Origin of the sequence: Starkeya sp. ORNL1 (assembly GCF_012971745.1) — a bacterium.
Taxonomy (GTDB): Bacteria; Pseudomonadota; Alphaproteobacteria; order Rhizobiales; family Xanthobacteraceae; genus Ancylobacter.
Window position 1 is genome coordinate 4,328,151 of sequence record NZ_CP048834.1, and the last position, 25,572, is coordinate 4,353,722.

Genomic DNA, 25,572 nt, shown 5'->3' on the forward strand with positions numbered 1-25,572 from the left:
CCAGAAGCCTGTCGGTAAGGTCGGGAATATTCCTGACGATCACACCTTGGTGGTGGTGACCTGCGCGCCGGCCGCGATGAGGGCGGCGACCTGACGGCTGGTTGCCGGTGCGTCGGTGACGAGATGCCAGCGGGGCGGCAGCGGCGCCCAGGCCGATTGTTCCGAACGCCCAAGCTTGGTCGTGTCCGCCAGCACCACGACTTCGCGGGCCTGCTCCATCATCAGGCTCTTGAGCGCCACCTGGTCGAGGCTGGCTTCGCACAGCCCGCGGCCGGCGACGACGCCGTCGGCGCTCATGAACACCCGGTCGGCGGTGATGCGACGCAGCGCGTCAATGGCGAGCGGGCCGACCGTGCCCATGCTGTTGGCCCGCAAGCCGCCGCCCAGCACGGTGACGTCGATGCCCGGCTCGCCTGCCAGGAACGGCAGCAGCGCGACATTGTTGGTGACGATGCTGAGCTTTCGGCCCCGGAGCAGCATGCCCAGCGCCATGACGGTCGAGCCGGCGTCGAGGATCAGCGTCTCGCCATCCTCGATGGAGGCCAATGCGGCCAGCGCAATGGCGCGCTTCTCGGCGCCCTGCACCGCCTGCCGCTCGCCGAGCGTCGCCTCCCGGCCGTGGGTGGTGAGGATCGCCCCGCCATAAGTGCGCTGGACCGCGTTCTCCCCGGAGAGGCGCTGCAAATCGCGTCGCACCGTCGAGGCCGACACGCCGAAGCGCTCGGCGAGGTCCACGACGTCGACCTCGCCGGTCTGCAGCGCGTCGAGGAGGAGGGAGCGGCGCTCCTTGCTGCGCATATCAGGGCCTTGCAGGGGTGGGGCCCGAACGATTAGCGCATGTTCCGCAAAAGTTGGAGACTTTTGCGATCAGAACATGCTTTGGCTCAATGAATCTGGACGCGTTTGGGTGCAAGCCCCACGGCCTGACGCAACGCCTCGATCAGGCTGCGCTCATCGGCGACGCCGGTGCCGGCAATGTCGAAGGCGGTGCCGTGATCGACCGAGGTGCGGATCACCGGCAGGCCGACGGTGATGTTCACGCCGGCCTCGAGCCCAAGCACCTTGATCGGGCCGTGGCCCTGATCGTGGTACATCGCCACCACCATGTCGAAGTCGCCGCGTCCGGCGAGATAGAACAAAGTGTCGGCGGGCAGCGGCCCGCGCACGTCCCAGCCCTTGGCCTGGCAGGCCTCGATGGCGGGCGTGATCTTCGCCGCTTCCTCGCCATGGCCGAACAGGCCGTTCTCGCCGGCATGCGGATTGATGGCGCAGACGCCGATCTTCGGATTGGCAATCCCCGCCTTCACCAGCACGTCGTGGCCGCGGGTGATCACCCGCTCGACCAGGCCGGGCTCGATCTTGGCGATGGCATCGATCAGACCGATATGCGTGGTGACATGGATCACCCGCAGCTTCGGGGAGACCAGCATCATCGAGACTTCTGGCGTTCCGGTCAGGAATGCCAGCAGCTCGGTGTGGCCGGGATATTTGTGGCCGGCGGCGTGCAGCGCCTCCTTGCTGATCGGGGCGGTGCAGATCGCGTCCGCGAAGCCGGCCTTGATGACCTCGACCGCCTTCTCGATGTAGCGATAGGCCGCCTCGCCGGCGATCGCCGACACCTTGCCGAACGGCAGGTCCGGCGGCACCAGCTTCAGGTCGACGCATTGCACGGCCCTGGAAGGAAAGTGCGCATCGGCGGCGCTGTCCAGCGCTTCGACCGCAAGGTCGCTGCCGACGATCCGGCCGGCCTGCCGCAAGCGGGCGGCGTCGCCGATCACCAGTGGCTGGCAGATCGCGAGGACCTCGCCATGCGCTAGGGCCTTCATGATGACCTCGGGCCCGATCCCGGCGGGATCGCCCATGGTGATCGCGATGGTGGGGAGGCCCGTAACGGAGCCGCTCATGCCGGGATTCCTTCCTTGAGAATCGTGCCTTTGCTGCGGATGGCGCGGAGCCGGCCGGCGATGCGACTGAGGCTGTCCTCGTCGCCGAAGGCGCCGGCCTTGGTCACGACCGGGATTTCGAGCCCGCCGAGCGTCAGGCCCAGCGCGACGCCGGGCTCGATCTCGTCGATCAGGCGGATGCCGTTGACGCCGAAGCTGGAAAGCAAGGCGGAGGCGGTCTCGCCGCCGGTGGCGGCGAAGGCGCTCATCCGCGAGGCGGCCGGCTTCAGCGCCTCGGCAAGGCCCTCGACGAGCTGCGGGCCCAGCGACATGTCGGGTTCCTCATTCATCAGGATCTCGACGAGCACATCCTCGCCGGCGTCGAGCAGATGGACGACCTGTCGGCCCAGCGCGACGCGGCCTTCCGGCGCCCCGAGCAATGTGGCCGGCTCGACCGGCACATGGACGATACCGCCGCCCGCAACCAGCTTGCGGGCGCCGGTCCGCGACGCCACTGCGAGCGAGCCGACCACCATCAGCGCACCCTGGGTCGAGGGGGCGAAGCGCGGAGGCTCCATTGCCTCGCCCGGCATACTCGCGGCCAGCGCATGGGCAAGGCCAGCGCTGCCGATGAAGAAGGTGCCCGCGGACACCGGCAGGCTCGCCTCGGCTATGCGGTGCAGATCGTCATCGGTCTCGGCGTCGCAGACCGCGACGATCTCGCCTCGCGCCGCGATCACATTCAGCGCTGCCCGCAAGGCGTCGCCGCCAGCGCGGATCACCGCGAGCGGCACATGTTCGGTCGCGATGTCCGCACTCGCCAGCACCTCGAGAAGGTCAGCGCTGGGATAGCTGTGGTCGCGCTGCCAGACTTCGGCCTCCTCGAGTGGCCGCCCATTAACGTGGATGTGGCCGTCGACGGTGGTGCGGCCGGTGGTCGGGAAGGCTGGGGCGAAAATGCCGAAGGCCCTGCCCGAGCGCACTTTCAGGAAGGCGAGGGTTGCCGCCGTCTCGGCCGCCGGCTGGCCGCGCAGCGTCGAGTCGATCTTCTTGAACAGCACGCGGCCCTCGCCGAACAGTTGTTCGAGTGCGGCGCCATGGGTGAGCGCAGCCCGCCCGGCGGTCATGCCGCGGCTGTTCGCATCATAGGAGAAGACCTCGGGCCACGCCGCCGCATCGAGGCGCTCGCCCCAGCTTACCGCCGAGGCAAGGCCGCGTCGTGCGAAGGCGATGGCGCAGTCCGCCGCACCGGTCAGGTCGTCGGCGAGGATGAGCCAGCGCGTGCTCATGTCAGTGCCCGGCGGGGGTTGCGACCGGGGACGGGGACACCTCGGCCGCGGCGGTTTCGTCAGTCGGTTCCGCCGGTTGGCCGAAGGCCCTGGCGGTCCAGGCGGTGACGAGCGGCACCAGGATCGCGGTCACCACCACGCAGGCCGCGACCAGCACGGTGGCCGGCGGCGCGGCTTCCGCGTAGGCGGGATTGGCAGCGGCGATGATCGCCGGCACGGCGGCCGCATTGCCCGCGGTCGAAGCCGCGGCGACGCCGGCAACGCCCGTTCCGCCCGTCGCCCGGTCGGCGAAGAACAGCGGGATGCCGGTCACCATCACGACGGCGACGCCGAGCCCGAGGCCGAGCAGGCCGGCCTGCCAGACCTTGGTGAGATCGAGGCCGGTGCCGAGCGCGAAGGCGAAGAACGGGATCATCACCGGGATTGCCCGGCTCAGGAAATCGCGCATCTCGCGGTCGAGATTGCCGAGCAGCATGCCCACCATCAGCGGCAGGATGGAGCCGACCAGCGTCTGCCACGGGAAGGCCGAGAGCCCGGCCACGCCGAGCGTGATCATGGTGAGGAACGGACCGGATTCCAGCGACATGATCGTATAGGCGCCGACATCGCGCGGACGGCCATATTGGCCCATCAGCGCCATGTAGAGGCCGCCATTGGTGTCGTTCATCGCCGCGACGATGGCGAGCGTCGACAGGCCGGCAAACATGCCGGCCGTCACCGGCGCCTCGCCCAGGAAGCGCCCGAACACGATGCCGAGGATGATGGCGATGCCGACCTTCACGGCGAGCAGCGTGCCGCCCTTCTTCAATATGTACGGCGTCGCCTTGAAGCTGATGCTGGCGCCCATGCAGACATAGAACACCGCCAGGATGGTCAGGGCGCCGGAGAACAGCGCGCCGGTGAACGAGCCGAAGAATTTGGGCGTACCGGGAAAGAAGGTGGCGATCACGGCGCCTATGAGCAGCGGCACCACCATCATGCCGCCGGGGACGCGTTCGATGGCTCGCTTGATCGGAATCTGCATAATCGCCTCCACATCTGCGCGGTGCGCGCAGTTTTTGTTGAGAGCCCGCTCTTTCCGCGGGCTTAGCAGATCATTAATTGCGCAGGCTGCGCATAAACTCAACCGTGTTGCGCAAATTGCGCAAACCGCTCGGCGGCGGCGCTGCTTCAACCCAGCGTGCGAACCCCCCGCGCCAGGGCCTCGATGTCCTCCCGCGTGTTGAAGTAGTGCGGCGAGGCACGCACCAGCGTGGGCAGGTTGCGCGCCGTCGCGTCGAGCAGCGTACTCGACGGGCTGGACGTGCTGACATTGATGCCGTGCTCGGCGGCGTGGCGCTTCACTGCGCTTGCGTCATGCCTCGCCACGGAAAACGACACGATGGCCGCGGGATCCCGGCCGAGATCGTACAGCTTCACGCCCGGGATCTCGGCAAGCAGGTCCCGCAATTGGCTCGCCAGTGCGCGGGAACGGGTTTCGATCTCCGCGAGCCCGATCGCCAGCGCATAGTCGATGGCGGCGCCAAGACCGAGGCGCGCCGCGTAGTTGTTCTCCCAGCTCTCGAAGCGTCGGGCGTCGGGCCTCAGCTCGTAACGATCGGGGGCTGCCCAATGGGCGCCGTCGTGATCGATCATCGGCGGCTCCAGCCGCATCATCAGCTCGCGCCGGACATAGAGGAAGCCGGTGCCGCGCGGACCGCGCAGGAATTTGCGGCCGGGTGCGGAGAGGATGTCGCAGCCAATGGCCTCGACATCCACCGGCATCTGTCCGACCGCCTGACAGGCGTCGAGCAGATAGGCAATGCCGTGCGCCTTGGCGATGCGCCCGACTTCGGCCGCCGGATTGACCAGGCCGCCATTGGTGGGGATCCAGGTGATGGAGATGAGCCGCACGCGGCCGTCGATCATGCGCTCCAGGGCGTCGGGATCGAGCGCGCCGGAGGCGTCGTCCGGAATGATCTCGATCACCGCGCCGGTTCGCCTGGCGACCTGGAGATAGGCGACGAAATTGGCGCCATACTCCGCCCGCGTGGTCAGGATGCGGTCGCCCTCGCGGAAGCTCAACGCGTAGAACGCCATCTGCCAGGCGACGGTCGCGTTGGGCGTGAGCGCGATCTCGTCCCGCGATGCGCCGATCAGCCGTGCGACCTGGTCATAGATGCTGTCGATCCGCTCCGATGCCTCCGCCGCGGCCTCGTAGCCGCCGATCTCGGCCTCGCGCCGCAGGTGCGCGATCATGGTCTCCAGCACCGGCGCCGGCATCAGGCTGGCGCCGGCATTATTGAGATGGATACGGTGGGCGACGCCGGGCGTCTCCGCCCTGAGCCGGTCGAGGTCGAGCGCCATGGTCGTCCTTCGCGGGAAGCCTATCCGGGCATCCCGGGTAACACGACAATGCGTGGCCCCGGAAGTCGCCCGCCCCCGGCCCCGGCTAGCTGCCGCCGGCGGCGCGTCGCTTGCGGAATTCCTGGACCGGCAAGCCGCCCCAGCCCCAGTTTTCGGTCTCGACCTCCTCGATGACGACGAAGGTGGCCTCGAGCGGCTTGTGGAGCACGTCGAGCAGCAACTGGCTGACCCCCGCAATGAGCGCGGCCTTTTCCTCCGACGTGACGGACGTGCGGCCGTCGCCGGTTCCTTCGCGAGTGACCTGGATGGTGACGATGGGCATTGTGGCCTCCCTTAATGACCGGCGCTTTGGCCGCCGTCGACATGAAGGATCTCGCCGGTCACGAAGCCGGCGGTCTCAAGGTAGAGTACCGCTTCCACGACGTCGCGGATGTCGCCGAGGCGCTTGACCGGATGGAGCCCGGCGAGGAACTCATGAGTCTCGGGCGCGTGCATCGGGGTCTTGATGATGCCGGGCGAAACGGCGTTCACCCGAATCCCCCTCGCGGCATATTCGATGGCGAGCGCCTTGGTGGCCGAGTTGATGCCGCCCTTGGTGAGATTGGCCAGCACTGTCGGCACTCCGGCGATCGCATGATCGGTCAGGCTCGTAGTGATGCTGACGATGTGGCCGGAGCCCCGGCCCAGCATCTCGGCCGCGACGCGCTGCGTAATGTGGAAGAAGCCGGCGAGGTTGGTCGCGATCTTCGCGGCGAAGTCCTCGGCGGTGTATTCGATGAACGGCTTGGCGATGAAGATACCGGCATTGTTGACCAGCGTGTCGATCCGCCCGAAGCGCGCAAGCGCCTCCTTGACGACGCGTTCGGCGGTCGTCGGATCGCTGATATCGCCGGGGACGGCGAGGACATCGGGGTCGCCGCCCTGCTTGATCGAACGCGACGTTGCGACGACACGGAAATTGCGGTCGCGATATGCCTTGACCAGGGCGGCGCCGATACCCTGCGATGCCCCGGTTATGATGGCGACCTTCTGCTGATTGCTCATGGCTAGCCTCAATGGTGGCTTCCGGCTGGCGGAATTGCCGCCGGCGGCCCGGTAAGGCCGATGCGTGACAACATGAGGTCTTTCGGAAATCGGATTAATAGTCGTCGTCTGGAAGTCAGCCTTCCGATTTGTGGAACAGTCCCGCGCAATCAGCGCTTCAGCGCGCCGGCCCCGGCGGAGAGGCGCGCAAACTCGGCGCGCAGGCGCGGAGCCGCAAAGTCGATGAAAGCGCGGACCTTCGGCACCGAGGTCCGCCCTTGCGGCGTGATCAGATGAACCGGCATGGGCGAGGGCTCGGCGTCACGGAGCACGATCTTCAACGAGCCATCCAGCACCCGCTCCGCCACGTGGTAGGTGTAGAGACGCGTCACGCCGTGGCCGTCCACGGCCGATGCGAGCGCGGCCCGGACGCTGTTGACCACCAGCCGGGGCGTGAAGTGGATCGAGCGCGCGATCGTGCTGCCCGGCACGGGCGGAAAGACCCAGGCATCCCGTCCGAAATGGGTCGTGCTGATGATGTGGTGCTTGACGAGGTCAGCGGGCTCGTCGATGCGAGGATGTCCGGCGAGGTATCGCGGCGAGGCGACGATGACCCGCTTTACGTCGCCGCCGACCCTGACCGCGACCATCGAGGAATCCTGGAGCTCGGCGACGCGCAGGGCGATATCGATGCCCTCGTCGACCAGATTGGCGTTGCGGTCGAGCAGGATGAGATTCACCGAGACGGCCGGATAGACGTCGAGATAGGCGTCGATGATCGGGCGCAATATCTCTTCGCCGCTGATCGGCGGGGCGGTCACCGTCAGTGTCCCGCGCGGGGCGGTGCGCTCGCCGGCCGCGCTCAGGTCGGCCTCTTCGAGGTCGATCAGGACGCGGCGGCACGCAGCGGCATACCGCGCGCCGGCCTCGCTGAGCTTGATCGCCCGCGTCGTGCGGTGAAGGAGCTCGGTGCCGACGTGATGCTCCAGAAAAGCGATGGCTCGGCTGACGGCGGCCGGAGAGCGACCGAGCTTTCGCCCCGCAGCGGCGAGGCTGCCCTCATCGAGGGCAGCGACAAACACCCTCATCGCTTCGATGCGATCCATGCCCATTGCCCCAGGTCTTGCAACGGAGGCCCAACGTCGAACCCGCTGTCGTCAAGCTAGGGTACAGGATCGCAATCCAATCAGGCACGGCGCCGCCGGGATGAATATCAGCCGGCCCGGTTCCGTGGGGCGGGCAGGCTACGCAGCCTCTCCCAGCGCGTTCAGCTCCAGCACTGATTCGAACAGCTCGACCTCGGGATGGCCGTGATAGAGCGGCTTGTTGCCGCCGGCATTGCGATGGGCGGAGCGGAAGGCTTCCGAATGGGTCCAGGCCTCGAAATCGGCGCGCGAAGCCCAGATGGTGTGGGACGAGTAGAGCGTATGGTCCTCGCGCTCGGCGCCGCGCAGCAGCGCGAAGCTGACGAAGCCGGGGACAGTGGCGAGGTGCGTGTCGCGCTCGCGCCAGACGCGTTCGAACTCGGTCTCGGAGCCGTGCTTCACCTTGAAGCGGTTCATGGCCAGGAACATCGATCTCACTCCAACTCTGGGGTCCTATCCGCTCGGATGGAAGCACCCGGGCGAATAGGCTCTGTATTCAACAAGTGGAGCATGTTCCGATTTTTGCGGAGCATGCTCCAGCGGTTCACTTCGTGATGAGGGCAGGCGTGGCGGCGGACGCGACCTGCCCGCCACCGAAGCGGATGGTCAGCCCGCCCTTCACCGTCAGTCCGGCGCTCGGCAGGAAGTTCTGGTACTGGGTGTATTGCTCGTCGAGCAGGTTCTCGACCGAGAGCCGCCACAGCGTGTTGGGCGAGGGCTGGTAGCCGGCATAGATGCTGACCAGGTTGAAGCTGTCGGTCGGCTCGTAGACCGAATCGTCCGGCAGGTCGGCCGCCGTCTTCGCTGCGACCGCGGTCCAGCGCACGGCAACGGTGAGCTTCTCGTCGAGGAAGCGGGCGCCGAGGGTGGCAGTCAGCTGATCCGGCGGAATGGTCGAGAGCGGCTGGCCTTCGTCCGGACCGGCGGTGACTTCGCCTTCGGTGATCTGCCCGGCGAGGCTGAAGAACCACTTCCTCGCATCATAGGTGCCTTCGAACTCGAAGCCGCGCAGCCGCGCTTCCTCGACGTTCTGGTACTGGGCGAGCGAGTAGTCATTATAGGCGAAGCAGGGCGGGCCGACCGGGCTCGGATTCGGCACGATGCACCGCGGCGGGCCGTAGGTGACCAGCTCGATATAGTCCTCGACATCGTTCTGGTAGATGTTGGCCTTCACCCGCAGCTTGTCGCCGGCGGTGAACAGCCCATCATACTTGATGTTGACGCCAAGTTCCTTGTTCTCGCCGATCTCGGGCTTGAGATTGGGGTTCGGCACGAATTCGAAGGGCGGGGCCCCGCCCGGGAAGAAGGCCGGATGGTCGCCGGCAACCAGCGTCTCGGTCACCGCCGGGGCGCGATAGCCCTCGGCATAGGTGCCGTAGACGGTGAGCCAGGACCACGGGGTGATGCCGAGCGTGATCTTCGGCGAGAGGTGGTCGCCATCGGCGGAGACGCCGTCGCCGTCGAGCGAATAGGTGTCGTAGCGCAGCGCGGTGATCAACTCGAGCCAGTTGGCGTATTTCGCGCTCCACTGCACGAAGGCGCCGCCGACGCCGCGCTCGCCCGACGGGTTGTAGCCGTCGCCGAAGCCGTAATTATCGACATTGTCGACGTCGTCGTGGAAATAGTCGCCGCCATAGGTGACGGCGTTCTGCACCGCGCCCCACTCGAAGCGCGAGGTGTTGTAGGCGTCGAAGCCCACCGTATCGATGGTGAAGGTGCGCGGATCGCCGATATTGCCGGTGATCGCGTTGTTGCTGCCAGCCACCTTCACCTGGTTCTGCTCGACCTGGTTCCAATAGACCGTGCTGCGGAAATCGAAGAGATTGTCGTCGGGGTTCGAGTAGTTCCAGCTCGCCGTCACCGTGCGATTGGCCACATCGGTGTTGTATTGCGTCGTGGTGGCGCTGTCTTCATTGCTGGTGGTGTACTGGCTCTCATAATTCAAGCCAGTAAGCTTGATCTCGTGGAAATCGGCCGGGCGGAAGGTCGCCTTGGCGATACCAGTCCAGGTCTCGTAGCCGGTATTGTTGACGGTATCGCCGTTGCCGTCCTTGTATTCGTCCTGCTTGCGGAAGGTGCCGCCGCCGAACAGATCGACATTCTCGCCGATCTGCGCTGCGCCCAGCACCGAGCCGTACCCCATCGGACCGTTGCTGCCGAATTCGCCGTCGGTCTCCACGCCCCAGGTCTGGCCGCGGGCGATAATGTCGTCGGCGTCCTTGGTGCGCATGGTGACCACGCCGCCGATCGCACCCGAGCCGTAAATGTTCGAGACCGGCCCGCGCACCACGTCGACATCGGCGATCAGGCCGGGCTCGACGAAGAACGAGCCGGCGGCATTGGCGTGGCCGAGCTGGGTGAAGTTCTGCCGGGCGCCGTCGATGATCACCGCGACACGGCCGAAATCCTGCAGGCCGCGAATATTGATCGAGGTCTGGCTGGTATTGCCGTTCTGGATGGCGGTGACGCCCGGCATGCCGCGGAACAGATCCTCGGTGCGCACCGGCATCATCTGCTCGAGCTGCTCTGGACGTACCACGCTGACGCCGGCCAGCGTATCGATCCAGCTCTGCTCGGTGCGCGTGGCGACCACGGTGATCGGATCGAGCTCGATATATTCGCCGGTCTCGTACGCTGCGGCGGGTGCCGGCTGGGTGGCGGCCTGCTGGGCCGACGCCGGCAAGGCGGCGAGCAGCGAGATGAGCGAGACTCCCGAGACGAGGGGCAGTGCGCGCCGCACGGTTCGCGCTGCGCGAATATTGTTCGAAGCCATGATTTTCCCCAAGCCACGAGAGACAGCCGGCAGCCGCAAGGCGGCGGATCTCTCGCCAGGCCTCACGGTCCACGACGGCGCATCCCCATGTGCCGTTCGCATTCTGAGAAGTATGCGACAGTAAATCTTGTGTCAAATATACGGCAGAAAAATAGAATTATTAAAAGTATGCGAGTTAGCTACTTTGGAATGAGTCTTGATTCGCGAATTATAGTAATTCCAATCTGGAATTTCTGATCGACAATCTTTCTGCTCCGCCCTAGGAGGGGGCCGGGGCGCAATGGAGATATGGTGTGATGGATCGGATGCGAACAGGCGGCGTGGCTGCGATGTTGGCGCTGTCTATCCTTTGCGGAAACCAATTCGCCGCTCTGGCGCAATCGCCTCCCGCCCATGACGTGACCGATGCCGTCGGCCGCACCATCCATGTCGCCGACACCAGCCGGATCGTGACCATCGGCGGTGCCGCGACCGAGATCGTCTATGCGCTCGGCCTCGGCGATCGGGTGGCCGCGGTCGATATCAGCAGCACCTTTCCGTCCTCCGCGCTCGCGACCAAGCCCAATGTCGGCTACATCCGCGCCCTTTCGCCGGAAGGCGTGCTGTCGGTGAGCCCGAGCATCATCATCGCCACCGAGGGGGCCGGCCCGCCGGATGCGGTCAATGTGCTGCGCAGCGCCTCGGTGCCGTTCGTGACATTTCCCGAGGCGCGCGATCCTGCCCAGCTGGTGGCAAATATCCGCTTCGTCGCCGACGTGCTCAGCGTGCCGGAAGCCGGTGCGCAGGTGGCTGCGGCGGTCAGCCAGGATTTCGAGGCGCTCGCCGCCATTCGCGCCAAGATCGTGCAGCATCGCAAGGCGGTCTTCGTGCTCTCCGCCTCCGCCAATGCGCCGGTGGTCGGCGGCACCCACACCAGCGCCGACGCCATCCTCGCCCTCGGTGGCATCGACAACGCCATGGCCGGCATGAGCGGGTTCAAGCCCGCAGTCGACGAGGCCATGCTGGCCGCCGAGCCCGACGCCATCGTGCTGATGAAGGATCGCAGCCATAATCTGAGCGACGACGCGGTCATCGCTCTGCCGGCCTTCGCCGGAACGCCGGCCGCCGCCAAGCGCCACATCTACCGGATCGACGGCGGCTATGCGTTGGCCTTCGGGCCGCGCACCCCCCAGGCGGCGCGCGATCTTGCCGCCGCCATCTATCCGGAACTGGCGCTGCCATCCTTGCCGGAGCGTCCCTGGACGCAAAGCGAGGCAAAGTCGTCGACCGAGACGAAGCCCGGCCAATGAGCGCGGAAATCAGCAGCGGTGACGGCATGGCGACGGCCCGCCATGTCGCACTCGGCCGGGCCGGCCTGCCGGCGTGCGCACTGCTCGCCGTGCTGGCCTTCATCGTCTCGCTGTCGGTCGGCCCGGTGGTGATCCCGTTCCAGCGGGTGCTGGAAGTGCTGTGGCATGGGCTCTCCGGCCCGACGGTGGTGCGGGCGACCCGGGAGGCGATCATCGTGCTCGATGTGCGCCTGCCGCGCAGCGTGCTCGGCTTCCTGGTCGGCGGCGCCATCGCCAGCGCCGGCGCGGTGATGCAGGGCATCTTCCGCAATCCGCTGGCCGATCCCGCGCTGGTCGGCATCTCCAACGGCGCCGCGCTCGCCGCGGTGATGTGGATCGTGCTCGGGGCGAGCGCGGCGGCGTACCTGCCACATGTCGTCAACACTTTCGGCCTGCCGATCATGGCGTTTCTCGGCGCCTTGCTGGCGACCGGGCTGCTGCATGCCATCGCCACCCACAAGGGCCGCACCTCGGTGGCGACCATGCTGTTCGCCGGCATTGCGGTGAGCGCGCTGGCCGGCGCCGGCACCGGGGTGATGGTGTTCATGTCCTCGGACCAGCAACTGCGCGACTTTACCTTCTGGACCTTCGGCAGCCTCGGTGGCGCCACCTGGGCCAAGGTGGTGGCGGCGACGCCCTTCGTCCTGTTCCTGATGGCCGCCTGCTGGCCGCTGGCGCGTGCGCTCGATGCGCTGGCGCTCGGCGAGGCCGAAGCCTTCCATGTCGGCATCGATGTCGAGCGCACCAAGCGCCTGGCGATCGCAGCGGTGGCGGCGGGAGCGGGGGCCGCGGTAGCGGTGGCGGGTGTGGTCGGCTTTGTCGGCCTCGTGGTGCCGCATCTGCTGCGCCTGATGATCGGCTCCGGCCACCGCAAGCTGCTGCCTGCTTCCATGCTGCTGGGCGGCGCGCTGCTGCTGCTGGCCGATGTCGCTGCGCGCACGCTGGCGAGCCCGGCGGAGCTGCCGCTCGGCGTCGTCACCGCGGCGCTCGGCGCCCCGTTCTTCATCGGCCTGCTGCTGCGGCGGCGCGCCGCGCTGTTCGGGTGATGTGATGTACACCGCAACAGCCATCGGGGTGCGGGCGGGCGGCAAGACGCTGCTGGAGGCCGCGGATGTGACCGTCGTGCCGGGCAGCGTGACGGTGCTGGTCGGGCCGAACGGCGCGGGCAAATCCACCTTGCTGAAGGTGCTGGCCGGCGAGATCCGGCCCCGCGAAGGCAACGTGACGATCAATGGCCGGATGTTGCGGGAGCTGGCCCCGCGCCAGCTTGCGGCGATGCGCGCGGTGCTGCCGCAAAGCGTACATGTCGCCTTCCCGTTCAGCGTCGCCGAAGTGGTGGGTATCGGTGCTTCCGGGCACCAGGTCGAGCTCAAGGTGCGGCGGGTGCTGGCGCGGGTCGATATGCTCGCCTTCCACGATCATCCGTATGATCGGCTCTCCGGCGGCGAGATGCAGCGGGTGCAGCTGGCGCGCGTGCTGCTGCAGCTGGAGAATGGCGAGCCGCCCGGCTATCTCCTGCTGGACGAGCCGACGGCGAGCCTCGATCTCGCCCATCAGCTCATGGTCATCCGGCTGATGCGCACGCTCGCCGGCGAGGGCCTGGGCGTGCTTGCCATCCTCCACGATCTCAATCTCGCCGCCATGGCCGCGGACCGCATCGTGGCGCTGCGCCACGGTCGCGTCGCCGCGGCGGGCACGCCGGCCGAGATCATGACCGACGAGGCGATCGAGCATATTTACGGCGTGCGATCCCGGGCCAACTGGACGCCCGGCACGCCATTCCTGCTGCCGCAGGGTGTGGGGGACGCGGCTCGCCCCTGAGCGCGGGTTCGGCCGCCTGCCAGCACCGCTGCCGACTATCCGCGGGCCTTGTCCTTGCCGGTCTCCTCATCGAACGCCAGCGCGGCAACATCCGCCAGGACGCCGCGAAGCTCCTCGGCGCGGCCGGCGCCGAAGGCGCGCTCGAAGCGTGCTTGAGCCTCCACCCAGAGCGGCATCGAGCTTTTGAGCTTCGCCATGCCGGCCGCGGTCAGGGCGACCCGGCGGCTGCGCCGGTCCGTCGCGTCCGGCCGCGTCGCGACCAAGCCGTCGCGCTCCAGCGGCTTCAGATTATGAGCGAGAGCGGACCGGTCCAGCACCAACAAGGCGGCCAGTTCGCCCATGGTCGGTGAACCCGCGCGGGCGATGTGAGCCAGGATCGAACGCTGCGTCGATCGTAACCCGGTCGGCGCGAGCACGTCGTCGAACAGCTGCGAAATCCGCCGCGTCGCCTTGCGTAGTGCCGTGGCGCTGCAGGCATTGGCGGGCGGCAGCCAGTCGAGCGTCGCTGCCTTCTCATTGAGAGCTGCACGCAGCTGCTCGGAGTTTTGAACGTGCGCCATTCGGCGTTTCCCCCTGGTTGCTTGACGACATTAGCATATGCACCTAAACGACATAAATGTGCATATGCCAGTAATTTCCGCTGCGGGATATGGTCGGCATCGATGGAAGCCACACTCACTGATTTCGAAGGCAGCGACGAGGCGCCCGCGCCGCCGGCCTCGGCGCCGCGGATGGATGCGCGGACCCGTATGCTGCTCGAAGCGCCGCCGCTCGTCGTGCTGCTGCGGCTGGCCTGGCCCAATATCCTGGTGATGATGGCGCACTCCGCCACCGGCCTGGTCGAGCTCTGGTACGTGGCGCATCTCGGCGTCGAGGCGCTCACTGCCATGGCGCTGGTCACACCGGTGCTGATCCTGATGCAGAACATGTCGCAAGGCGCCATGGGCGGCGGCATCTCCTCGGCCATCGCCCGCGCGCTCGGTGCCGGGCAGCGCGACAAGGCCGATGCCTTCGTGTTCCACTCCATCGTCATCTGCGCCGTCTTCGGCCTGTTCTTTATGCTGGTGATCCTCTTTGCCGGGCGTCCGCTCTACCGGCTGCTCGGCGGGGAGGGCGCCTCGCTCGAGGCGGCACTGACCTATTCCGGCATCATCTTCTCCGGCATGCTGCTGATCTGGATCTTCAGCGCGCTGGCCAGCATCATCCGCGGCACCGGCAATATGCTGGTGCCGGGCGTGGTGATCTGCGGCGGCCTGGTGCTGCTGATCCCGCTGTCGCCCTGCCTGATCTTCGGCTTCGGCCCGATCCCGGCAATGGGGATCGCCGGCGGCGGCATCGCGCTGCTGATCTACTACGCGCTCGGCACGCTGGTGCTCGGCTGGTATGTCGCCAGCGGGCGCAACCTCGCACGATTCCGCGTGGTGCGGCTGCGCTGGGCACCGGCGCGGGAGATCCTCGCCGTCGGCGCGGTCGGTGCGGTCAACACGCTGCAGATCAACATCACCATTGCCGGGGCGATGGCGCTGGTCGCCGCCCATTCCAATGCGGCGAGCGTCGCCGGCCTCGGCACCGGCACTCGCCTCGAATATTTGCTGCCGCCGCTCGGCTTCGGCCTCGGCGCGCCGTTGGTCGCCCTCGTCGGCACCAATATCGGCGCCGGGCAAGGCCGGCGGGCGCTGCGCATCGCGCTGATCGGTGGTGCGCTGGCCTTCGCGCTCACCGAGGCGATCGGCATCGCCGCCGCCATCTGGCCCGAGGCCTGGCTGCGATTGTTCGAGACCGATCCCGAGGTGCTCGCCACCGGCACCGCCTATCTGCGCACCGTCGGTCCGTTCTTCGGCTTCTTCGGCCTCGGCATCACGCTGTACTTCGCCTGCCAGGGCGCCGGCCGCCTCGGCTGGCCACTGCTCGGAGGATTGCTCCGCGTTATGACGGTGCTCGGCGGCGGCTGGATCGTGCTCCAGCTCACCGGCTCGTTGGAGAGCTTCTTTGCCGTCTATGGAATTGGCCTCGCGGCGTATGGCCTGACCATCGCGATTCCCGTGGCGCGCGGCAGCTGGTTCCGGCGCTAGGCGAGGAGATTCGCCGCCCTCACGCCTGGCGCGGGGTCGGCTCGCTGGCGGGACTGTCGGTCACCAGCTGATTGCGGCCGGCGAGCTTGGCGGCATAGAGCGCCTTGTCCGCCCGCGTGTAGAGGCTGGCGACGCTATCATCGGGCAGGGTCTCCGAGACGCCGGCGGAGAAGGTGTAGCCGAATTCCGGCCGGTCGCTCAGCGGCCGCGAGCGCCGGATCACGGTGAGCATGCGCTCGATCAGCAGCGCCGCCTGGGCGGCCGAGGTGCCGGGAAGCACCAGGATGAACTCCTCGCCACCGACCCGGCCGAAGCAATCGGTGCGCCGCACCTGCGCCTGGATCCGCCGCGCGAAATCCCGCAGCACCACGTCGCCGACATGGTGGCCATAGCGGTCATTGATGTACTTGAAATTGTCGAGATCGAGCACGGCGACGCTGCCCGCTGTGCTGCCATCAGCAGCAGCCTGGCCGAGCATGTCCTCGATCCGCGTCGTGACATAGCGCCGGTTGGCGATGCCGGTGAGATCGTCGGTCTGGGCGGCCTTGATGGCGAAGTCGCGATCCTGCCGGACCGCGCGGTCCTCGGCGCGCAGCGAGGTGATGTCGCTGGCGATGCACAGCATCCAGCCCTCGGCATCGACCGTCTCCGTCATCCATAGCCAGCGGCCGTCGGCAAGGTCGGTCTCGAACGCGCGGAAGCCGGCCTTCCCGCGACGAGACAGCGTGGAGACCAGCCATTCCTCGAAATCCGGTGCGCGGATCACGGTGCCGCGGCCGGCGTGGAAATTGCGCCGCATCAGCTCGGGCCAGAACGGCTCTTCCGCGGGCTCGATGAAGAAGGCGCCGCGGAACGCGCGATTGGCATAGCGCAGGCGATCGAACGGATCATAGGCGGCAACGAGAACCGGAGTGTCCTCATACATTGCGCGCAAATGATCGGTCACGTTGTGCATGGGAGAAATATACACGGCTTGACGACGGCGCGAATGACACATGGCAGCGCATCCGCCTTCACGCATCTCGGCCGGGCTTCGGAGCTGCGCCTGGGTAAACTAGCCGTGAGGTCGGTAATTCCCGCCAAAATACAACGTACATCCCAATATGCCGGCGTCGCCGGCGCGGAGGGGTTTCGTCATGATTGCAAGACGCCGGCTGCTGATCGGTGGAGCGCTCGGGCTCGCGGCCATGTCCTCGTCGTGGCGTGCGCTTGCTGCCGGGGCTTTCCCCGTCGCCTACAGCGATGAGGAATGGCGCAAGCGGCTGACGCCGCAGCAATATACGGTGCTGCGCAGGAGCGGCACCGAGCGGCCCTATAGCAGCCCGCTGAACGACGAGCATCGTCGCGGCGACTTTGCCTGCGCCGGTTGCGACCAGCCGCTGTTCTCCTCCACCACCAAGTTCGACAGCCAGACCGGCTGGCCGAGCTTCTGGGCGCCAATCGACAAGGCGGTGGGCACCGAGAGCGACACCACCTACGGCATGGTACGCACCGCGGTGCATTGCAGCCGCTGCGGCGGCCATCTCGGGCATCTGTTCGACGACGGCCCGAAGCCGACCGGCTTGCGCTACTGCATGAATGGCGTCGCCATGACCTTCAAGCCGGTGACGGCGTGAGCGCGCGCACCATCGAATCCGTTTCCTCGATCCCCTCGGAGCTGACCATGACCGAAGCGATGCCTGATCCGATCCGCACCGGCGCCGCAAAGCCGCGCCGCTTCGTCCTTGCACTTGGCGCGCTGCTGGCGGTGGCCGGCCTCGGTCTTGCCGCCACGCGCGCGTCGGCCGAAGATGCGCGGGTCATCCCGGCGCCCGCCGTCGACGAAGCCGCGCCGCCAGCGGGATCCGAAGTCGCGGTGCTTGCCGGCGGCTGCTTTTGGGGCGTGCAGGGCGTGTTCCAGCATGTCGAGGGCGTCAGCAATGCCGTCTCCGGCTATGCCGGCGGCGAGAAATCCACGGCGCACTACGAGACGGTGGGCAGCGGGCGCACCGGCCATGCGGAATCGGTGCAGGTCACCTTCGATCCGCGCAAGATCAGCTATGGGCGCATCCTGCAGATCTATTTCTCGGTGGCGCACGACCCGACCGAGCTGAACCGGCAGGGCCCGGATGTCGGCACGCAATATCGTTCCGCCATCTTCCCGGTGAGCGCGGAGCAGGCCAGCGTCGCCAAGGCCTATGTCGCCCAGCTGGGTCAAGCGCGGGTGTTTCCGGCGGCCATCGTCACCAGGATCGAGATGGACCGCAGCTTCTATCCGGCCGAGGACTACCATCAGGATTTCCTGGTGCAGAACCCGACCTACCCCTACATCGTCTTCAATGACCTGCCGAAGGTGGCGAACCTGAAGCGGCTGTTCCCGGATCTCTACCGCGTCAAGCCGGCACTGGTGGCGGAAGCGCGCGCCTCGAACTAGAGCATTTCCCGATCAGATGGAATCATCTGGTCGAAGAGGGAGTGCTCCAGCCTATTGAATCTCAAGCGCTTTCTTATCGTTCGGAGGTTTCCATCCGAACGGAAAGAGCTCTAGGTCGTCGATTCCCGGGCACGGAAATCCGGCCATTTGGCCGGGTTTCACGTGTTCTCGCGGTCGTAGTAATCGACCGTGTTCTCGGCGCGCACCATTTTCCGGAGTGTCGGCTTCCCTCGTTTGCCGGCGACAATCAGCACCTTGCCGGAATCCGGGTATTCGCATGCCTCGACCTCGACCAGCGTCGACAGTGCGAGGTAGCGCATCGTCGTGGTACCGGTGTTGATGATCTGGTGCGCGACCTCCGGGCCGCCGGGCGGGCAGGCAATGATGTCGTGCCGGCGCAGCGGAAAGCGCTTGTCGCCGAAGCGGAGTTCGCCCTCGCCCTCGAGGATGAAGAACATTTCCTCTTCGCCATGGTGGCAGTGGAACGGGCACTGAACCTTGCCCGGCGGCAGGACGGTCAAATTGTATCCAAGGTTTCTCGCGCCGATATGGTCGCTGATCGTCGCCCGGCTCGACGTATAGATGCCGTTCTCCTCGACGTCGTCGAACTCGACCTCGTCCAGGTTCATGACTGGCTTCACCATGCGCATCTCCTGATAAGCGCCGCGCGAGCCGATGGCCGCATCGCGTCGCCGAGAATGACCACTGCGCGAATGCCGGACAACCACCCGTGCGTCCGCTCGGGGAAATAGCGACGCGACCTAGCCGACGGACATCCGTCGGCGGCCTGTCTTGCCGGGCGAAGATGCTGGCGGCTGGAATTCATTCAGGAAGCTGGCGACGATGCGCGCCACCAGGGCCGGCTTGTCCTCCATCACCGGCAGGCGATGAATGTATTTGCGCACCAGGAAATAGATGAAGGTGGAATGCAGGTGCCACGCCAACTCGAATTCGAGCGGGTCGATCACGTCATCCTCGAGTCCGCGATAGACGCGCAGCTCCCGCACGATGATCTCCAGCAGGACATTGACACGGGTCTGGATGTAGCGGGCGATGATGTCGTGGCCGGCGAGGCTGGCATAGAGCGAGACGCGTATCCAATGATACTCGTCCACAGCATCAAAATAGGACAGGTAGAAATTCTCCAGGCGCTTGGGGAAGGGGACGCTGCGGTCCTTCAGCCCGGCTTCCCATGACGGCGACCAGCGCTGCAGGAACACCTTCTCATAGACCTGCTCGACCAGATTCTGCTTGGTGCCGAAATAGCGGAAGATCAGACCCTGCGACACCCCGATGCGCTGGGCTAGTTCCTTGGTCTGCGCCTCGAAGCCATGCTCGGCGAAGAACTCCACCGCGGCGTCGAGGATCATGCGGGCGCGCACGCCGGGGTCGAGCCGCGTGCGGGGCCTGCGGCGCGGCGCAGGCGCGGGTGGCGCGCCGGCCTTCCTGCGCGGCGAAGCGGCGTCTGCGTCGGTCTTGATCGGCTTCTTCACCCGCTCCCTCCGGCCGCTCGCGTGCGGTGTCGGCTCACAATGCTGTAGACCCGTCGGGCGCTATTGACAATCGGCTCAATATGTAATGCGTTCCTGCTCAATAGCGCTGCGCCCAGCAGCCGACTCCCGGCCGCATGGCCCGCCTGCTCGATGTGCACAATTCCAGCCGAACACCGTGGCGAGCGGGCGCCAAGCCGCCGCCGCGGATGAGAGAACGGGACATCAAACCCGTCGACCCGCCCACAAGGCCATCGCCTCGGAGGAGACGTCATGGGGTTCAATCAGGGTATCACCCGCCGTGCGGCCGTTGCCGCCCTGGCGTCGGGGCTGGCGGTCGCCAGCATTCCCGCCTTCGCGCAATCCAATGCTGCGCCGATCCGCATCGGCATGGGCATCGCGCTGTCCGGCGGGCTCGCCGCCTTCGGCAAGTCGGCGCTGCTCGCCATGCAGCTCTGGGCGGAGGATGTGAACGCCAAGGGCGGCCTGCTCGGGCGCAAGGTCGAGCTGGTCTATTATGACGACCAGAGCACGCCGGCGACCGTGCCGGGCATCTATGCCAAGCTGATCGATGTCGACAAGGTCGACCTGGTGGTGTCGGGCTATGCCACCAACCAGATCGTCGCCGCCATGCCCACCGTGATGCAGAAGAAGAAGGTCTTCATGACCCTCTTCGGGCTCGCCGCGAACGACAAGTTCAAGTATGGCCGCTATTTCCAGATGCAGCCCAATGGCCCGGACGCGCAGGCCGAATTCTCCAAGGGCTTCATCCAGGCGGCGCTGTCGATGGATCCGAAGCCGAAGACCATCGCCATCGTCGGGGGCGACGCCGAGTTCCCCGCCATCGCCACCGCCGGCGCGCGCGACAACGCCAAGGCGGCCGGCCTCAAGGTGGTCTATGACCGCACCTATCCACCCAACACCATCGAGTTCGCCTCGGTGGTGCGGGCGATCAAGGCGAGCAATCCCGACGTAGTGTTCGTCGCGTCCTATCCGCCGGACTCCGCCGGCATGGTCCGCGCGGTGCGCGAGGTCGGGCTCGACGTGAAGATGTTCGGCGGCGGCATGATCGGCCTGCAATCCGCCGCCCTGAAGAGCCAGCTCGGCGCCGCGCTCAATGGCGTGGTCGCCTATGACCTCTATGCCCCCGAGCCGACCATGAAATTCCCCGGCGTCGAGGATTTCCTGGTGCGCTACCGGAAGGAAGCGGAGAAGCAGGGCGTCGATCCGCTCGGCTTCTACATCGCGCCGCTCGCCTATGCCGAATTGCAGATCCTCGGCCAGGCAGTGGAGGCGACCAAGTCGCTCGATGACGCCAAGCTGGCGGACTACATCCACCAGACGTCGTTCAATACCATTGGCGGCGAGATAAAGTTCCAGGATCGCGGCGAATGGGCCGAGCCGCGCATCCTCTGGGTGCAGTACCAGGGCATCGTCGGCAACGACCTCGGGCAATTCAAGGAAGCCGGCAAACAGGTCATCATCTATCCGGACAAGTTCAAGTCCGGGAACCTGAAGTATCCGTTCGGCGCGCTGGCGAGGCCCGCTCCGTGATGCGCGCCAAGTGTCTCACTCAAATCGCCACGTCATCCTGAGGTGCGAGCGAAAGCGAGCCTCGAAGGATGTTGAAGCCGGGCAACGGCCATCGCCACGAACATCCTTCGAGGCTCGGGCTTTGCCCGAGCGCCTCAGGATGAGGTCGCTCTCTATCAGGAGAAGTAGGGACGGATATGGAATTCAGCTGGGACCTGCTGCTGAATGCGGTGGCCTCCGGGATCATGCTCGGCGGCTTCTATGCCGCCGTGGCGCTCGGCGTGACCATCGCCTTCGGCATGCTGGACATCGTCAATATCGCCCATCCCGCCTTCGTCGTGCTCGGCTCGTTCCTGGCCTTCCTCAGCATCAATACCCTCGGTGTCGACCCCTTCCTGTCAGCGCCTGTGTTCGCGATCGGCGGCTTCCTGTTCGGCCGGTTGTTCTACCGGGTTTACTATCATTTCTTCGAACGGCGCGGCGACGATTCGCTGCAAGGGCTGGCGTTCTTCTTCGGCATCATGTTCATCGTCGAGATCAGCCTGGTGCTGACCTTCGGCGTCGACTACCGGCTGATCGACCTGCCTTATCTTGCCACGACCTACGAGATCGGCGCCGTCCAGATCCCGCTGCGCCTCGCCGTGCCCTGCATCGCCGGCGTCGCCATGCTGCTTGGCGTACAGCTTTATCTCTCCAGGAGCTTCACCGGCCGCGCCATCCTCGCGGTGGCGCAGGATCCGGAGGCGGTGCGGCTCATCGGCGCCAGCCCTGTGAAGACCAAGGAGATTGCCTTCGGCATCGCGGTCGGAACCGCCATCGTCGCCGGCGTGCTGCTGATCCTCATCCAGTCGGTGGAGCCGTCGATCGGGCGCGAATTCATCGGCCGCGCCTTTGCCATCTGCGTGCTGGGAGGCATGACCAGCCTGCCGGGAACGCTGATCGCGGCGATGATCCTCGGCATCGCCGAGACCATGACCTCGACCTTCTTCGGCCCGTCCTGGTCGCCGGCGGTGGCGTTCGGCGTGCTGCTGCTGACCCTTGCCTTCCGTCCCGCGGGGATACTCGGCCGATGAGCGCTGTCCTGCCCTCCGTCGCGGCGCCCGCCGCTCGCCGCGCGCCGCGGCCCTTCAGCTTGCCGATCCTGGTCGTCGGCCTCGCGCTGATCGCGCTGGAAATGGCGCTCGGTGACAAGGTGAGCGAGTACTACTTCCTCGCTGCCTACGTCATCCTGCAATATGTCGTGCTCGCCACCGGCTGGAACATCCTCGGCGGCTATGCCGGCTATGTGAATTTCGGCACTGCCGGCTTCTTCGCGGTCGGCTGCTACACCACCATCGCGCTGGAGAACCTCGTCGAACTGCCCTTGCCGGTGGCGATCCTCGCCGCCGGCGTGGTGGCGGGGCTGCTCGGGCTCGGCACCGGCTTCCTCACGCTGCGGCTGCGCGGCGTATTCTTCTCCATCGCCACGCTGGCTCTGGCGGTGGTGCTGCAGACCCTGATCGTCAATTGGAGCTTCGTCGGCGGCGCGCGCGGCGCCTATATGCTGCGCCCCGACGCGACCGCGCCATTCGCCAGCTATGTGCAGTATCTGCTGGTGGTGATGACGGCACTGGCCATCTTCGCCGTGCTGATCGCGGTGGCGGTGGAGCGGTCCTGGGTCGGCATGGGGCTCGCCGCGATTCGCGACGACGAACTCGCCGCGGAGGCGAGCGGCGTGCCGGGGCTGCGGCTCAAGCTGCTCGCCACCACGCTGTGCGGCGCGCTGATGGGCATGGCCGGCGCGCCGTTTCCCTATTTCATCACCTATGTCGATCCGCCCTCCGCCTTCAGCCTCGCCATTGCGGTGAACGCCATCGCCATGCCGTTGATCGGGGGCACCGCGACGTGGTGGGGACCGGTGCTGGGCGCGATCCTGCTCGGCGCCACCCAGCAGGTGCTCACCGTCACCATCTCCTCGGCGGCGAATCTCTTGATCGTCGGCATCGTGCTGGTGGTGTTCGTCACCGTGGCGCCGACCGGCGTGGTGGGCCTGGTGCGGGCTTGGCAGGGGAAGCGCTCATGACGCCGATCCTGGAGGCACGCTCCATCACCAAGCAGTTCGGCGGCTTCACCGCGCTCGACGCCGTCGATTTCATCGTCGCGCCCGGCGAGCGGGTGGGGCTGATCGGCCCCAATGGCTCGGGCAAGAGCACCTTTGTGAACTGCATCTCCGGCGCGCTCGATCCGGAGCGCGGCGATATCCTGTTCGAAGGCGCCAGCGTCGCCGGCCTTCCCGCGTGGCAGCGGGCGCGACGCGGCCTGGTGCGCTCTTTCCAGATCCCACGCCCGTTCAAGAAGCTCAGCGTGGTCGAGAATGTGATGGTGCCGCTGCGCTTCGCGCTGGCGACGCCTCCGGTGGAGGGCAGCGAACACCGGGCGCTGGCGATACTGGAGAGCATCGGCCTTGGGGCCAAGGCCTACCGCAGTCCCAGGGATCTCAGCCAGGTCGAGTTGCGCAAGCTGGAGCTCGGCCGCGCGCTCGCTGCCAGCCCGCGCCTCCTTATCGCCGACGAGGCGATGGCCGGCCTCTCCGACAGCGAGGTCGACGAGATCGTCGAGCTGCTGGAGCGGCTAAACGGCGAGGGCATCGCCATCATCCTCATCGAGCACATCATGCGCGCGGTGATGCGCTTCTCGCAGCGCATCGTGGTGCTGGTGGCCGGCCGCAAGATCGCCGACGGCGATCCCCACGAGGTGATGGCGCACGCCGATGTGGAGAGGGCGTATCTTGGCCAATAGCATCACCATAGAGGGGCTGCATGCCGGCTATGGCGCGGTCCGCGTGCTGACCGGCATCGATATCAAGGTCGCCTCCGGCGAGACCGTCGCGCTGCTCGGCACCAATGGCAACGGCAAGAGCACGCTGATGAAATGCGTGACCGGCCAGATTCGACCGACGCAGGGACGCGTGCGCGCCACCATAGACGGTGTCGAGCATGATCTTGTCGGTCGTTCCACCGAGGACATTGTCGGTCTCGGCATCGCCCTCGTGCCGGAAGGGCGGCGCCTGTTCCCGAAGCTCACGGTCGAGGAGAATCTGCTGCTCGGCGCCTTCCGCGCGGCGGCGCGACCGAAGCGGGTGGAGACGCTGGCCTTTTGCTACGAGGCGTTTCCGCGCCTGAAGGAGCGCCGCGGCCAGCTTGCCGGCTCGATGAGCGGCGGCGAGCAGCAAATGCTCGCCATAGGCCGGGCGCTGATGACGTTGCCGAAGATCCTGCTGGTCGACGAGCCCTCGGTCGGCCTCGCGCCGATCCTGGTGGCGCGCACCATCGATACCATAGCCGAGCTCAAGCAAAGGCTTGGCCTTACCGTGCTCATGGCAGAGCAGAACTTCCCGCAGGCCATCCGCATTGCCGATCGCGGCTATGTGCTGGTGCACGGCCGGATCGAGCACGCGGCGGAGGATCCGCAGGCGCTGCGCGACAGCGACATCGTGCGCCGGCTCTATCTCGGCGGCGCCTGAGCCTCACTCAGCCGCTCCATCATCCAGTTGCGGAAGCGGTTGATGCGCAACGGGCGCGGCCATTCATTACGGCAACTGAGATAGAAGCCGTCCTGCGATTCATAGAAGCGGTCGAACGGCGCGACGAGGTTGCCCTTCTGCTGGTCGGCCTCGAAGAAACCGCGCCGGCCGAGCACGATGCCGACACCATCCAGCGCGGCACTATAGGCGATGTCAGTGCTGGAGAAGGTCATGCGATGCAGCATCGGGACCGCGGGCGCGCCGGTGACGGCGTACCAGCGGTTCCAGTCTTCGGCGCCGCCCGGGGTCTGCAAAAGCGCGTGGTGCTCGAGATCCTGCGGCTTTTCCAGTGGCGGGCTGCTGCGCAGATAGGCCGGGCTGCACATCGGCCGCACCGCGCAGTGCATCAACAGGTCGGAACTCAGGTCGGAGCGTTCCTCCCGGCCGAGCCGGATGGCGACATCGACATCGCCCGGCATCGGGTCGCCGGGCAGGGCCGGGCTGATGATGACTTCCTGGTCGGGAAAGCGCAGGTGGAAATCCGGCAGACGCGGCACCAGCCACAGCCGGATGAAATAGCGCGATCCCCAGATGTGCAGCGGATGCGCGGCCTGCTGCGCATCCATGTTGCGCGTCGCGCTCTCCAGGCGCCGGAATGAGTCCTGCACCGAGGCGAGATAGGTCCGCCCGTGCTCGGTCAGCCGTACCTCGGTGCCCTCGCGGGCGAACAGCCGGATGCCGAGATGGTCCTCCAGCTTGCGCACCTGCCGGCTGACCGCGCCCGGCGTGACGTTCAGCTCGGCGGCGGCCTTGCTGAAATTCGCGAGCCGGCCGGCCACTTCGAAGGTGCGTACCGCATTGAGGGGAGGCAGGCGCATGCGAGGAGCTTTGAGTTTGAGTCTTTGAGTTTTTCTCAATGACCTCGCACTATAAGTCGTTTGACCCGCTGCGGAA

At 66.7% G+C, this 25,572-nt stretch carries 26 protein-coding genes; 11 read left to right on the forward strand and 15 right to left on the reverse strand.

Going from position 1 to position 25,572, the window contains the following annotated elements:
- Positions 1-39: 39 nt before the first annotated feature.
- The 10 genes from G3545_RS20565 to G3545_RS20610 form a co-directional block, all read right to left on the reverse strand.
- Positions 40-798, reverse strand: coding sequence for a DeoR/GlpR family DNA-binding transcription regulator (locus tag G3545_RS20565; protein WP_170015181.1), 759 nt, complete (start codon positions 796-798; stop codon positions 40-42).
- An 86-nt stretch (positions 799-884) separates the two neighbouring features.
- On the reverse strand, positions 885-1,904 hold the full coding sequence (gene pdxA, locus G3545_RS20570) for a 4-hydroxythreonine-4-phosphate dehydrogenase PdxA (RefSeq protein ID WP_170015183.1): 1,020 nt from the start codon (positions 1,902-1,904) through the stop codon (positions 885-887).
- Entirely contained in the window at positions 1,901-3,172 is a 1,272-nt protein-coding gene (locus G3545_RS20575) for a four-carbon acid sugar kinase family protein (RefSeq protein ID WP_170015185.1), read from the reverse strand. Before G3545_RS20575 ends, pdxA begins: the two co-directional genes overlap by 4 nt.
- Before the next feature lies 1 nt (position 3,173).
- Positions 3,174-4,196, reverse strand: a complete 1,023-nt coding sequence (locus tag G3545_RS20580) for a 2-keto-3-deoxygluconate permease (RefSeq protein ID WP_170015187.1) — start codon at positions 4,194-4,196, stop codon at positions 3,174-3,176.
- 146 nt (positions 4,197-4,342) lie between these two features.
- The gene (locus tag G3545_RS20585) at positions 4,343-5,518 is read right to left on the reverse strand and encodes an aminotransferase class V-fold PLP-dependent enzyme (protein ID WP_170015189.1); all 1,176 of its coding nucleotides are present in this window, start codon (positions 5,516-5,518) and stop codon (positions 4,343-4,345) included.
- Positions 5,519-5,603: 85 nt separating this feature from the next.
- Complete coding sequence (locus tag G3545_RS20590) at positions 5,604-5,840, reverse strand: 4-oxalocrotonate tautomerase family protein (protein ID WP_170015191.1); 237 nt, start codon at positions 5,838-5,840, stop codon at positions 5,604-5,606.
- 11 nt (positions 5,841-5,851) lie between these two features.
- The gene (locus G3545_RS20595; RefSeq protein WP_170015193.1) at positions 5,852-6,562 is read right to left on the reverse strand and encodes an SDR family oxidoreductase; all 711 of its coding nucleotides are present in this window, start codon (positions 6,560-6,562) and stop codon (positions 5,852-5,854) included.
- A 149-nt stretch (positions 6,563-6,711) separates the two neighbouring features.
- Positions 6,712-7,647 (reverse strand): LysR family transcriptional regulator, encoded by a 936-nt coding sequence (locus G3545_RS20600; RefSeq protein ID WP_170015195.1) that lies wholly within the window; start codon positions 7,645-7,647, stop codon positions 6,712-6,714.
- Between the two features lie 138 nt (positions 7,648-7,785).
- The gene (locus G3545_RS20605) at positions 7,786-8,115 is read right to left on the reverse strand and encodes an antibiotic biosynthesis monooxygenase (RefSeq protein ID WP_170015197.1); all 330 of its coding nucleotides are present in this window, start codon (positions 8,113-8,115) and stop codon (positions 7,786-7,788) included.
- Positions 8,116-8,230: 115 nt separating this feature from the next.
- The gene (locus G3545_RS20610; protein ID WP_170015199.1) at positions 8,231-10,459 is read right to left on the reverse strand and encodes a TonB-dependent hemoglobin/transferrin/lactoferrin family receptor; all 2,229 of its coding nucleotides are present in this window, start codon (positions 10,457-10,459) and stop codon (positions 8,231-8,233) included.
- 329 nt (positions 10,460-10,788) lie between these two features.
- On the opposite strand from G3545_RS20610, the gene G3545_RS20615 reads away from it, so the two are divergent.
- Genes G3545_RS20615 through G3545_RS20625 form a run of 3 tightly spaced genes read left to right on the forward strand, consistent with a single transcriptional unit; the run spans position 10,789 to position 13,608 of the window.
- The gene (locus G3545_RS20615; protein ID WP_170015201.1) at positions 10,789-11,748 is read left to right on the forward strand and encodes an ABC transporter substrate-binding protein; all 960 of its coding nucleotides are present in this window, start codon (positions 10,789-10,791) and stop codon (positions 11,746-11,748) included.
- On the forward strand, positions 11,745-12,833 hold the full coding sequence (locus G3545_RS20620; RefSeq protein WP_246702499.1) for an iron chelate uptake ABC transporter family permease subunit: 1,089 nt from the start codon (positions 11,745-11,747) through the stop codon (positions 12,831-12,833). Before G3545_RS20615 ends, G3545_RS20620 begins: the two co-directional genes overlap by 4 nt.
- Before the next feature lie 4 nt (positions 12,834-12,837).
- On the forward strand, positions 12,838-13,608 hold the full coding sequence (locus tag G3545_RS20625) for a heme ABC transporter ATP-binding protein (protein ID WP_170015203.1): 771 nt from the start codon (positions 12,838-12,840) through the stop codon (positions 13,606-13,608).
- A gap of 35 nt (positions 13,609-13,643) precedes the next feature.
- Here the strand turns inward: G3545_RS20625 and G3545_RS20630 are convergent, their stop codons facing one another.
- A complete protein-coding gene (locus G3545_RS20630; protein WP_170015205.1) occupies positions 13,644-14,168 on the reverse strand; it encodes a MarR family winged helix-turn-helix transcriptional regulator in 525 nt (174 codons plus the stop codon).
- 102 nt (positions 14,169-14,270) lie between these two features.
- Here G3545_RS20630 and G3545_RS20635 point away from each other — a divergent pair, with 102 nt between their 5' ends.
- On the forward strand, positions 14,271-15,680 hold the full coding sequence (locus G3545_RS20635; protein ID WP_246702500.1) for an MATE family efflux transporter: 1,410 nt from the start codon (positions 14,271-14,273) through the stop codon (positions 15,678-15,680).
- A gap of 19 nt (positions 15,681-15,699) precedes the next feature.
- Here G3545_RS20635 and G3545_RS20640 read toward each other — a convergent pair whose 3' ends face one another.
- Complete coding sequence (locus tag G3545_RS20640; protein ID WP_170015207.1) at positions 15,700-16,635, reverse strand: GGDEF domain-containing protein; 936 nt, start codon at positions 16,633-16,635, stop codon at positions 15,700-15,702.
- 181 nt (positions 16,636-16,816) lie between these two features.
- Between G3545_RS20640 and msrB the strand changes: the two genes are divergently transcribed.
- Complete coding sequence (gene msrB / locus G3545_RS20645) at positions 16,817-17,296, forward strand: peptide-methionine (R)-S-oxide reductase MsrB (protein WP_170015209.1); 480 nt, start codon at positions 16,817-16,819, stop codon at positions 17,294-17,296.
- 47 nt (positions 17,297-17,343) lie between these two features.
- On the forward strand, positions 17,344-18,093 hold the full coding sequence (msrA, locus tag G3545_RS20650; protein ID WP_246702501.1) for a peptide-methionine (S)-S-oxide reductase MsrA: 750 nt from the start codon (positions 17,344-17,346) through the stop codon (positions 18,091-18,093).
- Between the two features lie 158 nt (positions 18,094-18,251).
- On the opposite strand, the gene G3545_RS20655 is transcribed toward msrA, so the two are convergent.
- Both G3545_RS20655 and G3545_RS20660 read right to left on the reverse strand, forming a co-directional pair.
- Positions 18,252-18,737, reverse strand: a complete 486-nt coding sequence (locus G3545_RS20655; protein ID WP_246702502.1) for a cupin domain-containing protein — start codon at positions 18,735-18,737, stop codon at positions 18,252-18,254.
- Positions 18,738-18,854: 117 nt separating this feature from the next.
- On the reverse strand, positions 18,855-19,586 hold the full coding sequence (locus tag G3545_RS20660) for a TetR/AcrR family transcriptional regulator (RefSeq protein ID WP_170015211.1): 732 nt from the start codon (positions 19,584-19,586) through the stop codon (positions 18,855-18,857).
- A gap of 270 nt (positions 19,587-19,856) precedes the next feature.
- Between G3545_RS20660 and G3545_RS20665 the strand changes: the two genes are divergently transcribed.
- From G3545_RS20665 to G3545_RS20685, 5 genes are all read left to right on the forward strand, one after another.
- The gene (locus G3545_RS20665) at positions 19,857-21,137 is read left to right on the forward strand and encodes an amino acid ABC transporter substrate-binding protein (RefSeq protein WP_170015213.1); all 1,281 of its coding nucleotides are present in this window, start codon (positions 19,857-19,859) and stop codon (positions 21,135-21,137) included.
- 176 nt (positions 21,138-21,313) lie between these two features.
- On the forward strand, positions 21,314-22,189 hold the full coding sequence (locus G3545_RS20670) for a branched-chain amino acid ABC transporter permease (RefSeq protein WP_170015215.1): 876 nt from the start codon (positions 21,314-21,316) through the stop codon (positions 22,187-22,189).
- A complete protein-coding gene (locus G3545_RS20675; protein ID WP_170015217.1) occupies positions 22,186-23,178 on the forward strand; it encodes a branched-chain amino acid ABC transporter permease in 993 nt (330 codons plus the stop codon). Before G3545_RS20670 ends, G3545_RS20675 begins: the two co-directional genes overlap by 4 nt.
- Complete coding sequence (locus G3545_RS20680; RefSeq protein WP_170015219.1) at positions 23,175-23,894, forward strand: ABC transporter ATP-binding protein; 720 nt, start codon at positions 23,175-23,177, stop codon at positions 23,892-23,894. Before G3545_RS20675 ends, G3545_RS20680 begins: the two co-directional genes overlap by 4 nt.
- The gene (locus G3545_RS20685; protein WP_170015221.1) at positions 23,884-24,618 is read left to right on the forward strand and encodes an ABC transporter ATP-binding protein; all 735 of its coding nucleotides are present in this window, start codon (positions 23,884-23,886) and stop codon (positions 24,616-24,618) included. Before G3545_RS20680 ends, G3545_RS20685 begins: the two co-directional genes overlap by 11 nt.
- On the opposite strand, the gene G3545_RS20690 is transcribed toward G3545_RS20685, so the two are convergent.
- Positions 24,600-25,496: a LysR substrate-binding domain-containing protein gene (locus G3545_RS20690; RefSeq protein WP_170015223.1), complete on the reverse strand. Its 897-nt coding sequence runs from the start codon at positions 25,494-25,496 to the stop codon at positions 24,600-24,602. The genes G3545_RS20685 and G3545_RS20690 overlap by 19 nt on opposite strands.
- Positions 25,497-25,572 lie beyond the last annotated feature (76 nt).